Source organism: Emticicia soli, from assembly GCF_037860775.1.
GTDB lineage: Bacteria > Bacteroidota > Bacteroidia > Cytophagales > Spirosomataceae > Emticicia > Emticicia soli.
This window is the reverse complement of record NZ_JBBEWC010000010.1, coordinates 28,431-42,373: the sequence shown is the minus strand read 5'-3', so window position 1 is coordinate 42,373 and position 13,943 is coordinate 28,431. Positions and strand designations below refer to the sequence as shown.

Here is a 13,943-nt window from a genome sequence, read left to right as displayed (position 1 = left end):
CAGATATAGCCCAACTTTACAATGTATTCACCACTTCTATTTATATTCTGGTTTTTCTGCATGATATTTGCCCTATTAATTGTCTGATTAATATTGTTTATTACACATGCCCAAATATAAATCTTTATACATTTTACTACTGTGTAGCCCTCTGCTGCACGCTTGCAATGATATAGTGACCTTAGCTAGTAAAGGCACGCCACAAGTTGTAAAGGAGTGTATGCTCAAAAACGCCAATCATGGGCACGGAATCATTTATAATCTTGATTACAATACACAAAAACTACCCACCTCACTTGCTGGTTTTTCTGATTTTGATAGAATTACTTATGAAAACAACCTTCCGGTTAAGGCTGAAAGCTCTAGAGATAAAAGCTATGCTATCATGTTTGATTATGATGCCAAAGGAAATTTATCTCACATTAATTTTGTAGGAAAAGACGGCGAAGGAAAAACTTTTGAGAACAAGAGTAATGTAATTGTAAACGCTAACAAACAAGTCGAGCAAATAGACCTATCTCTGCCTACTTTTAATGCTATTATCCAGACTACTATCGCCTATGATAAAAACGGGAATATTACAAAAATAAGTATTCTGAAAGATGGTAAACAAACAACCATTCTGGAAAACCTGGGTTTCGACGATAAAAAATCACCCTATTTGGATTCTTCTCTGTCTAATATAATGGTCTATTTTGTAGTGTTTTCGGCACGTATAGGCGCCGAAAACACCACTTACTTTATAAATAAAAACAATGTAACGGCTGCCAGAATTTACTCTATTAATGGTGATATTGATTTTACTTACCAATATGAATACAACGACGGTAACTACCCTGCAAAAACCAATATTACCCGCAAACAAAATGGGAAAGAAGATAAATATCAGGAGAGTTTTTCTTATATGTGTGAGTAATCAGAAAACATCTTTAAATTTAACACCCTTGCCAAGCTACTGATAGTCAACAACTTACAATAAAACTTAAAAACTTATCAAATTTTACCCGAAAGAGTTCGACAAAAAATCGTACCTTTGTATCCCGTAATCAAAGATATTTAGACCACATGTCAATGAACGGGCAACCCCGAAATCCGAAGTATATTTTCGTTACGGGCGGCGTAACTTCATCACTTGGAAAAGGCATTATTGCCTCTTCTTTAGCCAAACTCCTCCAATCAAGAGGCTTATCAGTAACGATTCAAAAGTTTGACCCCTACATCAATGTAGACCCGGGCACACTAAACCCCTACGAACATGGCGAGTGCTACGTAACCGACGACGGTGCGGAAACAGACCTAGACTTAGGCCACTACGAGCGTTTTCTGAATGTTCCTACTTCTCAAGCCAATAATGTAACAACCGGACGCATCTATTACAATGTGATAATGAAAGAGCGTAAAGGTAATTACTTAGGCAAAACTGTGCAGGTAATCCCTCATATCACCGACGAAATCAAAAGAAACATTCTTCAATTAGGAGAAACCGGCGATTATGATATTATCATTACTGAGCTGGGTGGTTGTGTGGGCGACATCGAATCGCTTCCATTTGTAGAGGCTGTTCGCCAGTTGAAATGGGATTTAGGAGCCGATAACCTACTTGTAATTCATCTTACGCTTGTGCCTTATTTGCAGTCGGCGGGTGAGCTGAAAACTAAACCGACTCAACACTCGGTTAAAATGCTACAAGAGTCAGGCGTTCAGCCAGATATTATTGTTTGCCGTACAGAGCACCCTCTTCCACAGGATATCCGTAGGAAAATCGCTCTTTTCTGTAATGTTGAGCAAAGTTCTGTTATTGAAGCAATAGATGCTGAAACGATTTACGATGTGCCTTTGTTGATGCAGAAAGAGAAGCTCGACCAAAGAGTATTGTACACGCTCGATATCTACAACGACAAGGATGCAGATATGGACGCATGGAAAAAGTTTTTGGGCAGATTTAAAAACCCGATTGAGCACGTTACTATTGGCCTTATTGGCAAATATGTTGAGTTGAAAGATGCCTATAAGTCAATTGCAGAATCGTTTATTCATGCCGGAGCAGCCAACGAATGTAAAGTAAGTATTGAATGGATTCATTCTGAAAGCCTTACTCCTGAAAATATCGCCGAGAAATTCAGCGGTTTAGATGGTGTTCTGGTAGCACCGGGCTTTGGAGAAAGAGGCATTGAAGGTAAAATTGCTGCCGTACGTTATGTAAGAGAAAACAATATTCCATTCTTTGGCATTTGTTTAGGTATGCAAATGGCTTGTATTGAATTTGCCAGAAATGTAATTGGTATGCCAGAAGCGCATTCTACCGAAATGGCACCAGAAACACAGTTTCCGGTAATTGACCTGATGGAAGAGCAGAAAAACGTAACCGATAAAGGCGGCACCATGCGTTTAGGAGCCTATGCTTGTAAACTAAAAGACAAGACATTGGCCAAGAAAATTTATGGCAAAACCAACATTAAAGAGCGTCATCGTCATCGTTGGGAGTTCAACAACAAGTATCTGAAAGAATACGAAGCGGCAGGTATGGTTATTTCGGGTGTTAATCCTGATAGCGGGCTGGTAGAAATTGTAGAACTACCAAACCATCCATATTTTATTGGTGTGCAGTTTCACCCTGAATTAAAAAGTACAGTAATGAACCCTCATCCACTGTTTGTTAATTTCGTGAAAGCAGCTATCCAAAATGCGGCAAGTAAGAAATCAGCATCAAAGTAAGCAGTGTTTTAGTAAATCTTTGAATAGCAAGCTCTTACAGAAGCCTGATAATTAGGATTTATTGTGAATCTTTGCGAATTTTGTAGGCAATTTTAATTTGCGAAGTGTATTTTTTACGAATTATAAATTTTTAATGGAAAAATTAATCGACAAAAACCAAATAATTGGTATTGTATTGTTGTTGGCAATGTGGGCTGGATATATGTATTTTATGCCTTCAACTCCCCCTCAAGAGCAAAAACCAGCGATTCCGGCAGATGCAACAAAAGTAGTACCTAAAACTACTCCGGCTACAGATACAACTGCTATAAAAGCAGCATTTGGTGACTTTGCATCGGCAGCTATCGGAACTGCACAAGATATCGTAATCGAAAACCAAGATGCTAAATATATATTCAGCACCGAGGGTGGAAACATAAAAGAAGTTATTCTTAAAAACTATTCGGCTTACGACGATTTCAAAGCAGGCAATAAGACACCTCTAACCCTTTTTGATGACAAGAGTTCTAAAATGAATCTTGAAATTCAGACAAACAAAGGGAAAGTTGACCTTAAAAAACTTTTTTATACCTCCTCTACCCAATCGACTGTACTAAAAGCAGGCGATTCAACAAAATTAGTTTTCAAATTAGCACTAGCCGATAATCAGTATGTAGAGCAAATATATACCATTCGTGGTTCAGGCTTTACTGTTGATTACGATATCAATCTGGCTGGTTTAGATGCTATTGTACAAAACCAGCCTGCTCGTTTATACTGGTTAGATAACCTGAAAGTGCTAGAGCACGATATTAACGAAAACCGTAAGGCGGCTCAAATCAACTATTGGGATGCCAAAGAAGATGATTTTGATGATATTGGCTCTAACAAAGTAGATAACGAAGACATAACGCTAGTTGACCCTGTACAGTGGTTTTCGTTTAAGCAAAAATATTTTATTACTGGTATTGTAGCGAAAAATCAGCCGATGACAAATCCAAGATTTAAGCTTACCACGCCGGAAACAAACCCAAATGTTGTAAAAATAGCTGAGGTAGAAGCAAATCTTCCGATTGCTGACCTGAAAACAGGAAAAGGTAATTACCGTTTCTATTTCGGACCGAATGATTACAGCGAGGTAAAAACTGTTGCTACAGGTTTTCATAGAAACGTATATCTAGGTTACGACTTCGTGAAGCCTATTAACCGCTATATTTTTGTACCATTATTTAACATGGTTGAAAACCTTGTTAGCAATTATGGGTTATTAATTATTATAGTTGTATTGATAATTAAACTGGTACTTACACCGCTTATTTACAGATCTTATGTGAGCTCGGCAAAAATGCGTATTCTGGCTCCTGAGCTAAACGAGATTAGAGCAAAAGTAGGCGACGACCAGGTAAAAATGCAACAAGAACAAATGAAGCTATACCAGCAGGTAGGTGTTAACCCCCTAAGTGGTTGTGTACCTATGTTGTTACAGATGCCTATTCTGATGTCGGTATTCTTCTTGTTCCCGAATATGATTATGTTCCGTCAGAAAAACTTCTTGTGGGCTTCTGACCTTTCAACATACGATTATCCGATTAGCTGGGCAACTAATCTGCCTATTATTGGTAACCACATCAGTTTGTTTGTAGTATTAATGACAGTTTCAAGTTTGGCATTTACCTACTACAACAACCAGATTACACCAGACCAGCCGGGGCCAATCGACATGAAGAAAATGAGCTATGTGTTTCCGCTGGTTTTCTTCTTTGTCTTAAACAGTTTCCCTGCTGCTTTGAGTTTTTATTACCTTGTTTCGAACGTTATCACCATTGCGCAACAACAAATCGTGCGTCGCTTCGTTGATGAAGATAAAATTCGGGAGATTCTGATGAACAACAAAGTGAAATATCAGGCTAATCCGCAAGGTGCTAAAAAAGGCAAATTCGCTCAGTTTATGGAAAACCAAGTAAAACTAGCCGAAGAAAGCCGCAAACAACAAGAGGAGCTGAAAAAGAAACAGCAGAATCAGAATAAAAAGAAATAATTTTTTTTGAGTGTGAGTTATAGTTACTCACACTCACTTCATATAAATCCCTCAAATCAATACTATGAGAAGAACAAAAAATTTATTCATTTTTTTATTCCTATCATATTCTACCATTGCGCAACAACAGCAAGCTAGTCTTAGTGATAACGATTATTTGTTGCGTTACAAAAAAGCTGTGCAATTATATGCCGACCAAAAGTATTTTGAAGCAAAAGAAATACTCTTACCTCTTACAGGCAAAAAATACACAAACACCGTTTCGCCTTATGTGCATTATTATTATGCTTTGTCAGCCTTTAAGCTGAACAAGTTTTATGATGCCCGCACCACGCTGAAACAACTTTTTGAGCGTTTTCCGGACTGGAGAAAAATGGAAGATGCCACTTACTTATACGCTAATATTGCCTTTGCCGAAAATAAACCCGACGAAGCCTTACAATATCTTAATCGGATTGCATCTAAAGCATGGAGAGCCGATATTGAAAACATGCAGTATACGTATCTGAGCAAAATTAAAGAATTAAGCCAGCTTAAAAATCTTTACCAGAAATCGCCAGATAATCCTGTTCTTGCTCAGTTAATTGTTGACAATATTCAGAATAGTAAGAATGCTAGCCGAGCAGACTTGGAACTGTCAGACCAACTGACAAATCAGTTCAATCTGGGTGGTGATGCTTCAGGGAAATCGAAAAAAAATAAATCCAAAGAAAACGACAACATTATTAATGTAGCAGTTATGCTACCCTTCCGTTTGTTTGAGTTTGACCCAAACAGAACTACTCGTGCCAATCAGTATGTGTATGATATGTTTGCAGGCATGAAACTGGCACAGGAAAAACTGGCATCGGAGCAAATAAATCTGAACCTATACGCTTTTGATATAGAGCGTGATGTAAAGCATACAAATAATATAGTAACTAACCGTGCCTTTGATAAAGTAGACTTAATTATTGGCCCACTTTATCCCGAAGTAAACAAAGTTACCACCTCATTCATAAAATCGAGCGATGCTATACAGGTTCATCCATTATCAAACAACCTGCAATTGGTTAGCAACGAGAAATCAGTTTTCTTAGCCTCTCCTTCTTACGAAGCACAGGCAGCAAAGGCTCTGGAGTATATTACTAATGAGAAATCGGCACGTTCGGTAGCCATTTACTATGGTAGTACCCGTAAAGATTCGACCTTTGCTTATATTTATCGTGATAAAGCCTTAGAAAAAGGTATAAATGTATTGGCTATTAAAAAATATAATGGCTCTGAAGATATTGATGTGAAACGCAAACCTGACCATATTTTTATCTCGGGTAGTGAACAAAACTTAGGAGCTAAAATTATCAGCTCATTAGATAAGAAAAGAATTAACGCCCCTATTGTAGCAGCTTCGGCAGCTTTTGATTTTGAAGGTGCTTCACTCAACGTTTTCAACAGAGATTTGTATTTAATACAGCTCGATTATATGGACCGTGAGAAAGAAGAGGTAAAAAATTTCAGAAGTGCTTACATCAATAGCCAGAATATTACGCCTTCTTATTATAGCTATTGGGGATATGATATGGTACTGTTTTATGGAAGAATGTTAAAATCAGGCCCAAATAAACTTAGAAATAACCTCGATTCAATTGAATATACGCAAGGCTATACGCTTGATGGCTTTGATTATACAGGCAAATCGAACGAAAATAAAATTGTTCCGATTATCAGATACCAGGATGGCAAATTCATTGAAGTAGCCAGATAAACAAAATACTAATACTCATATAGAAAAAAGACGTGCTATTTGGCACGTCTTTTTTCTATTATAGACTTCGAAATCTCAAATATATATATTTCATAAATTTCAAAATATACTGAATTTTCAGTATATTAAAAACAAAAAATAAGGAGAGCAAGCCCTCCTTATCAAGTATTGTATTATAGCCAGCATCAGATACCAAAGGTTTCTTTTACTGTATCAACATAATCTAGTTTTTCCCAAGTAAATAATTCAACATCAACAGTTTTCTCAGTTCCGTCAGGCCCTTTAAATACTTTTCTAACCCACTCCGACTCTCTACCCATGTGTCCATAAGCTGCTGTTTCAGAATATATTGGGTTACGTAGTTTCAAACGTTGCTCAATTGCATAAGGGCGCATATCAAATATTTTTTCTACAACACGTGCAATCTCACCATCTGACAATTTCTTACCGTTTTCGCCTTTTACTTTAGCAGTACCATAAGTATTTACAAAAATACCACAAGGTTTTGCTACACCGATAGCATACGATACTTGAACCAATACTTCGTCACATACACCAGCAGCTACAAGGTTTTTAGCAATGTGGCGAGTAGCATAAGCAGCCGAACGGTCAACTTTTGATGGGTCTTTACCAGAGAAAGCACCACCACCATGAGCACCTTTACCGCCATAAGTATCAACAATAATCTTACGGCCAGTAAGACCGGTATCACCATGTGGGCCACCAATCACAAATTTACCGGTTGGGTTAATGTAATAGGTTATCTCATCATTAAACAATTTACGTAACGATGGTTTCAATTTTGCTTTCACACGAGGAATCACATAGTTAATAACATCTCTACGGATAGTTGCCAACATATCTTCGTCAGTACCAAAATCATCGTGTTGTGTTGAAACTACAATTGTATCTATCCTGATAGGTTTGTTATTATCAGCATATTCTATTGTTACCTGCGACTTTGCATCAGGGCGTAGGTATTTAATACGTTTGTTTTCACGACGAATAGCCGAAAGTTCTTGTAGAATCTTATGAGCTAAGTCTAAAGCCAAAGGCATATAGTTATCGGTCTCACGAGTAGCATAGCCAAACATCATTCCCTGGTCACCTGCACCTTGTGATTCAGCTTTTTCTTCAAAGTTTCTCTCGTCGGCTGTGCGGTCAACACCACGGTTAATATCATCAGACTGGTCATGGATAGCCGACAGAATACCGCAAGAGTTTGCCTCAAACATATATTCCGATTTAGTATAGCCAATCTTCGAGATTACATTACGTGCAATCGTTTGTACATCAAGGTATGTTTTAGTTTTTACTTCCCCTGCCAAAACTACTTGACCTGTTGTTACTAGGGTTTCACACGCAACTTTTGAAGACGGGTCAAACGCCAAAAAATTATCAATCAGAGCGTCAGAAATCTGGTCAGCAACTTTGTCCGGGTGTCCTTCCGATACAGATTCGGAAGTAAATAGGTACGCCATAAATCTTATTTAGTTTTAAATGATTTTCTAAAAGTGTATGCTAAAATACTCTGTGCAGAAGAAAAAGAAACTTTTTTTGACAAGCAAGAAATAGGAATCTTGTTGCCCGCATCTTTTTACCACCGTAGTGTTTCTACTCGGTTGGATTTCCGCAAAAGGGAATTTCTTGATACTCTCACAAAGTACGACAATTAGCAAAACAAAAGCAAAATTTAGTATGAAAATATATCTAAAATAGTTAAAATGATAGCCCAAATTATCTTTAAACAATTTTCACTTTGGAGATTTTATCTATAAATCAATAGTATCAACGATATTTTCACCTATCGCCATTGTTTCTTGGATACCTAGATACAAAAAAATAAAGAGTTGCTTTTGGTATATAGCAACTCTTTATTCTGAAAACCAACTATTTTGTGAATTAATATTTGGTAAAATTATTATTTACCTTCTTTCAGCCCATCGATTATACGACGGATACCTGCAAAGTGCGTAGTATAATATTTTTCTTTCAGATAACTGATACTCACCCCTGTTTTACAGGCAGAATGAATAAATTTCAAACCATTTTTATCTGACTCTAATATTATACCTACATGAGAAACCTCGTCTTTTCTGCTAGAGTTAATCTTGAAGAAAATAAGATCGCCGGGTAGTGCGTCTTCGAGGCTGGTATGAGACCCCATTTTAAATAGGTCGGAACTACGATGTACGAGATTCATACCAAATTTGGCAAATACGTAGTTTACGAAACCTGAACAATCAAATCCTTTGAGTGTTTTGCCGCTCCATTTGTAGCGGATGCCAATAAGTTTTCGGGCGAATCGTTGTAGGTCGTCGGTTAATTTTGAATAACTACTCTTTTCGTTTTCTTCTTTCGGTGAAGTTGTGCGGGATTTTGGAAGGTCATTAGCCTTTGAGGCTAACGATGAAACGACTAACAACGAACCCAATACATATTTTTTTAACATTATATATTGATTTGGTTCTGTTACAAAATTAGGCAAATACAATGCCTAAGTCCAAAAAAACGATATAAATAAGCAGATTATTGTTAATCAATCACAAAAAAATACAATTTTTATCAGTAAAAAAGCAGGAAAGTAGCTTTCTTAAAAGCAATTATTTGCTTGAAATATAGCTATAGGTTAGCTAATAGTTTAGTAAAAAAGTATTAAAATATGTAAAAAAAAACTCAGTGAAATTTTAAAGTTAAAAAAACTTAAAATATTCTTTCAAACAAAAAAATATTTTTACCTTCGCATCATAAACAACTAATTGTTTAGTTGTTTATATGTATTACTTTACCATTCTAAATACGTTATGAAAAAGCGCTTACTACTACTCGCTGTGCTTATGCATTCAGCATTTTTCTTATTTGCCCAAAATCCAACAAGGTTTTCGATTAAGGGCATTGCCATTGACTCAGGCAATGCGGTTATGCCTTTCGCTACCGTTATGCTACTTCAACCCAAAGATTCAACTTTGGTTAATTTCGGTCGTACCGACGAAAACGGTGCATTTGAGTTCAAAAATGTAAAAAAAGCCAATTACTTACTCAAAATCTCATTTGTAGGCTACATCCCTTTTCAAACAGATGTAAAGCCTGTAGATGGTGCTGTAAACGATTTGGGCAAGTTAAAACTGAAACCTATTGCCAACGAACTAATGGAGGTAGTAGTAAAAACGGCCCGAGCTCCTTTAAATATAAAGGGAGATACCATTGAGTATAATGCAGCCTCTTTTAAAGTGCCACCGGGGTCATCGGTCGAAGACCTCTTGCGAAAATTGCCCGGTGTACAGATAGACCAGGACGGTAACATAAAAGCCCAGGGACAAGATGTAAAAAAAGTAACTGTTGATGGTAAAAGCTTTTTTGGTAACGACCCTAAAGCTGCTACCAAAAACCTACCGGCCGAGGCCATTACAAAAGTTCAGATTTTCAATGATAAATCAGAACAGGCCAAAGCAACAGGGGTAGACGATGGTAAAAAAGAAAAAACTGTTAATCTTGAGTTGAAAGATGATTTCAAAAAAGGTGGATTCGGAAAAGTTACAGCAGGTATCGGTACACAAGAAAGAGCCGAACTAAAAGGAAACTATAACAGATTTGATTCTAAACAACAGTTTTCGGTTCTGGGTTTAGGAAACAATATTAATCAGACTGGTATATCAAGAGACGATTTTCAGGATTTCAGAGGTAGCCAGGCCAATAACTGGGGCGACGAAGCCGATTTTGGTTTCAGCAGCGGTGTAAGGTACTTTTATGATAACGATACCGAAGAAAGCATCACTATTCCGATTGGAGGTCGTAATTTCCAAGGTTTTTCTGAAAACTACGCCGCAGGTGCCAACTATAACTACGATACCAAAAAGACTAAATTCAGCTCGAATTATTATTTCAGCCAGACCCAACAATTGGTATCGAAAAAAATGGAAAGAGAGAATTTCCTTAATAATAATTCATCTTTTAAAAACTTCGAAAATAGCTATCAGAATCGCATAAGCCGCAATCACCGTGCAAGTTTACGTTTCGAAAAAACAATAGACTCGCTTAATACCTTGATATTGATTGGTAACGGTAGAATGGGCGATGGAACAACCAAGTTTAATAGCTTACAGGAGTTTTTCAGAAACGGCACTACGAAATCGAACGAAACAGCCATTAACAACTTTAATGATTTCAACTCAACTGCTGTTGCGCTTATTGGCTTGTATCGCCATAAGTTCATGAAAAAAGGCAGAAACTTTGCTGCCAGCTTAACTTACAATTATAATATTTCGGATGGTGAAGCCCGCCAGAACTCGATTAACCAGTTGTTTGACGCACCAGTTGGCTCTATTCCAACTAACATCAATCAGATTAACTTTACTAATAGCCCACGCCATCTGGTTAAATCGAGCTTACTTTTTGTTGAGCCACTATCGAAAAAATTCTTCTCTGAAACTTTCTATAATTTCAGTTTACGTCGTGAAGCAGTAGACAGAAATGTGCAAACAACCGACGGAAGCCGAATAGATTCTTTGAGCAACTACTACAACAACGATTTTATGTATAATCGTTTTGGTAGTAGTGTACGTTATAACCATAAAGGTATCAATATCTCGTTTGGTTTAGCGGCCCAACACTTCCAGTTTACAGGAAACTTTGCCCGTAGCAAAGATGCTACTAACTTCCAGAAAATCAACCGTGATGTATTTGCTTTGATACCTGCAGGTAGTGTAAGTATTGACCTTAAAAACAACCGCTATATATGGGCCGATTATAGCAAAGAAGTAAGCGAGCCTTCTATCAGAGACCTACAACCGATTATTGACAACAGCAATACCTTATTCTTGAGAGTTGGTAACCCAGACTTGTTGCCTATGAGTGCACACCGTGCATATATCGGTTATAACATGTTTAATCCGGCAAGTTTTACCAATATGTTTTTTAACATTAACTATAGTTATAACATCAATCAGGTTATTTACAACCAAATTGTTGACCCTGTAACTTTAGTAACTACAGCTAGACCTACAAACATATCAGGTGGGCAAAACTTTGGTTCATGGTTAGGTTTTGGCTTCCCAATCGTAAAAACCAAGAGTACTTTTAATATTAACGGGGGCGCAAACATATCTAAAAACCTGATTTATATTAACGACGTACTCAATACAACTAATAACGAAAACTATAATGTTGGTTTCCGCCTTGATTTAACACCGAGCGATAAATTCACATTATATACTAATGGTAATTTGGGTATTACAAACACTAAATATTCGCTTAATACAACGCAAAACCAGCAAATATTCAACCATAGCTTAGGTGCCGAAATGAACATTGCTTTACCTGCAAGTATATACTTCAGCTCAAACCTGAATTATAGATTCTATAAAAACGATCGCTTTGGTTTCAATCAGCATATTCCTATTTTGTATGCATCGCTTTACAAATTATTAGGTAAAGCCAAAAAAGCTGAGTTACGCCTTTCAGGATACGATTTGTTGAAGAAAAATATCGGTATCAACCAATATGCTTCTCAGAACTTCGTTTCACAAGAACAGACACAAACACTTTCGAGATATTTTATGTTGAGCTTTACTTACAACATGAGAGGTGTAAGTGCTAAAATGCGTCGCCAAGGCTGGTACTAACATAAACTCTAATACTATTAACACATAAATAAATGAAAGCTATCAAAAAATACGTATCCGGCTTGTTACTGTGCATGATGTTTGCTCCCATACTCGGTTTTTCACAAAAAACCGAGGGCATGGTAGTATATGAGCGCCAGGAATTCTGGTCGAAAATCATCGGCCAATTAACTTATCTGTCGAACGAAGAAAAAGACCGGGTAAAACAAACCTGGGGTAAAAACGACGAGGGCTGGAAATCTAAGACCAAGATGTTTTTCAATGCCAACGAAAGTTTATTAAGTAACCTGGAAGAAGCCAGCGAGTATGGCTGGTCTTCACGCACTGAAGATTACTACATTTATCGCAACTATGAAAAAGAAAAGAAAATTGAGTTGATAGAGATGATGGGTAAGAATTATGTTCTGGAAGATTCTCTGCGTGCACCAAGTTGGAAGGTTCTGAACCAGATTAAAGATGTAGCCGGCTATATATGCATGAAAGCAGTTACCGAAGATACAGTTAAGCATCAGAAAATCACAGCGTGGTTTACAGGAGATATTCCGGTGTCGGCAGGCCCTGAAAGATACTATGGGCTGCCTGGTTTAATTCTGGAACTAGAGATAAATGATGGTGATGTAGTTATTACAGCAAGCAAAGTTGAATTCAGAAAAGTAGAGCCGAAAGAATTGGCAATGCCTAAACTGAAAGGCAAAAAGATAAAAGACGCTGATTATGATAACCTGATAGCAAAGCATATCAAAGACAGTATCAAGTCTTACCGAAATCCCTACTGGGCTATAAAATACTAGTCCGAATTTGCTTACAACAAAAATGGAGATGTTTAAAGCATCTCCATTTTTGTTGTATCTATGTTCTGAACAATTATAACATACGCTTAATAATATCTTCTACTGAAACGTGTTCAGCCTCTGCTTTGAAGTTGCGTACTACACGATGGCGCAATACAGGCACCGCTACGGCTTTTACGTCTTCAATATCAGGTGAATACTTACCGTTAATCAATGCGTTGCACTTAGCTGCTAAAATCAGGTTCTGAGAAGCACGTGGCCCTGCACCCCAATCAAGATACTTATTGGTGTCGGCCGAAGCCATTTCTGTATTCGGGCGGGTTTTATGCACTAACGTTACTGCATACTCAACCACATTGTCGGCTACCGGAACACGGCGTACCAAGTGTTGAAAATAAAGTATCTCTGCACCTGTTACTACCTTTTTTACTGTTTTCTTGTTATCTGACGTAGTATTTTTTACAATATCAAGCTCTTGCTTGTAGGACGGATAATCAAGGTTAACCATAAACATGAAACGGTCTAGCTGGGCTTCTGGCAATGGATATGTACCTTCTTGCTCAATTGGGTTTTGTGTAGCTAGTACAAAAAACGGACGCTCAAGGCTATGTTTTTTTCCGGTTACTGTTACTGCATATTCTTGCATCGCTTCCAGAAGCGCCGATTGCGTTTTAGGCGGCGTACGGTTAATTTCATCGGCAAGAATAATATTGGCAAAAACGGGCCCTTTTATAAATCTGAAATTACGCTCGTTATCCAGAGTCTCTGAACCCAGAATATCAGAAGGCATTAAGTCAGGTGTAAACTGGATACGGTTAAAATCTAAATCTAATGCCGAAGCAATGGTCTGAATCAATAGAGTTTTTGCTAAACCCGGCACCCCTACCAACAGACAGTGCCCCTGGCAAAATATTGCTGTAAGTAATAAACGAACGGTTTCATCTTGCCCTACGATTACTTGTCCGATTTCATTTCTTAAATTGTTATAGGCAACTTTAAGGGCATCTGCTGCTTCTACGTCTGAATTAAATTGAACTTTGCTCATTAAATTACGG

The 13,943-nt window shown here is 37.5% G+C and carries 9 protein-coding genes and 1 riboswitch; of the genes, 6 read left to right on the top strand and 3 right to left on the bottom strand.

Translation table 11 applies throughout. The features are described from left to right. Positions 1-175 precede the first annotated feature (175 nt). The 4 genes from WAE64_RS16795 (at position 176) to WAE64_RS16780 (ending at position 6,476) form a co-directional block, all read left to right on the top strand. Positions 176-916 carry a hypothetical protein gene (locus WAE64_RS16795; RefSeq protein ID WP_340238558.1) on the top strand — a complete coding sequence of 247 codons (741 nt, stop codon included), beginning with the start codon at positions 176-178 and terminating at the stop codon, positions 914-916. 149 nt (positions 917-1,065) lie between these two features. After that, entirely contained in the window at positions 1,066-2,715 is a 1,650-nt protein-coding gene (locus WAE64_RS16790) for a CTP synthase (RefSeq protein ID WP_340238557.1), read from the top strand. 133 nt (positions 2,716-2,848) lie between these two features. Continuing rightward, positions 2,849-4,732 carry a membrane protein insertase YidC gene (yidC, locus tag WAE64_RS16785; RefSeq protein WP_340238555.1) on the top strand — a complete coding sequence of 628 codons (1,884 nt, stop codon included), beginning with the start codon at positions 2,849-2,851 and terminating at the stop codon, positions 4,730-4,732. 64 nt (positions 4,733-4,796) lie between these two features. Continuing rightward, a complete protein-coding gene (locus WAE64_RS16780; protein ID WP_340238553.1) occupies positions 4,797-6,476 on the top strand; it encodes a hypothetical protein in 1,680 nt (559 codons plus the stop codon). A gap of 185 nt (positions 6,477-6,661) precedes the next feature. Here the strand turns inward: WAE64_RS16780 and metK are convergent, their stop codons facing one another. Together metK and WAE64_RS16770 are read right to left on the bottom strand one after the other, a co-directional pair. After that, positions 6,662-7,957 carry a methionine adenosyltransferase gene (gene metK, locus WAE64_RS16775; protein ID WP_340238551.1) on the bottom strand — a complete coding sequence of 432 codons (1,296 nt, stop codon included), beginning with the start codon at positions 7,955-7,957 and terminating at the stop codon, positions 6,662-6,664. 62 nt (positions 7,958-8,019) lie between these two features. Further along, positions 8,020-8,135: riboswitch (SAM-I-IV-variant riboswitch) on the bottom strand. Between the two features lie 262 nt (positions 8,136-8,397). Beyond that, positions 8,398-8,928, bottom strand: a complete 531-nt coding sequence (locus WAE64_RS16770; RefSeq protein ID WP_340238549.1) for a C40 family peptidase — start codon at positions 8,926-8,928, stop codon at positions 8,398-8,400. 352 nt (positions 8,929-9,280) lie between these two features. Here WAE64_RS16770 and WAE64_RS16765 point away from each other — a divergent pair, with 352 nt between their 5' ends. Further along, on the top strand, positions 9,281-12,097 hold the full coding sequence (locus WAE64_RS16765; protein ID WP_340238547.1) for an outer membrane beta-barrel protein: 2,817 nt from the start codon (positions 9,281-9,283) through the stop codon (positions 12,095-12,097). Between the two features lie 32 nt (positions 12,098-12,129). Beyond that, positions 12,130-12,888: a GLPGLI family protein gene (locus WAE64_RS16760; protein ID WP_340238545.1), complete on the top strand. Its 759-nt coding sequence runs from the start codon at positions 12,130-12,132 to the stop codon at positions 12,886-12,888. A 73-nt stretch (positions 12,889-12,961) separates the two neighbouring features. On the opposite strand, the gene WAE64_RS16755 is transcribed toward WAE64_RS16760, so the two are convergent. Beyond that, positions 12,962-13,933 (bottom strand): AAA family ATPase, encoded by a 972-nt coding sequence (locus WAE64_RS16755; RefSeq protein ID WP_340238543.1) that lies wholly within the window; start codon positions 13,931-13,933, stop codon positions 12,962-12,964. Positions 13,934-13,943: the final 10 nt, after the last annotated feature.

Bases quoted from the DNA above. Each gene is read 5' to 3' on its own strand.
- WAE64_RS16755 (WP_340238543.1), bottom strand. From the start codon at position 13,933: ATGAGCAAAGTTCAATTTAATTCAGACGTAGAAGCAGCAGATGCCCTT.
- yidC (WP_340238555.1), top strand. From the start codon at position 2,849: ATGGAAAAATTAATCGACAAAAACCAAATAATTGGTATTGTATTGTTG.
- metK (WP_340238551.1), bottom strand. From the start codon at position 7,957: ATGGCGTACCTATTTACTTCCGAATCTGTATCGGAAGGACACCCGGAC.
- WAE64_RS16760 (WP_340238545.1), top strand. From the start codon at position 12,130: ATGAAAGCTATCAAAAAATACGTATCCGGCTTGTTACTGTGCATGATG.
- WAE64_RS16780 (WP_340238553.1), top strand. From the start codon at position 4,797: ATGAGAAGAACAAAAAATTTATTCATTTTTTTATTCCTATCATATTCT.
- WAE64_RS16790 (WP_340238557.1), top strand. From the start codon at position 1,066: ATGTCAATGAACGGGCAACCCCGAAATCCGAAGTATATTTTCGTTACG.
- WAE64_RS16770 (WP_340238549.1), bottom strand. From the start codon at position 8,928: ATGTTAAAAAAATATGTATTGGGTTCGTTGTTAGTCGTTTCATCGTTA.
- WAE64_RS16765 (WP_340238547.1), top strand. From the start codon at position 9,281: ATGAAAAAGCGCTTACTACTACTCGCTGTGCTTATGCATTCAGCATTT.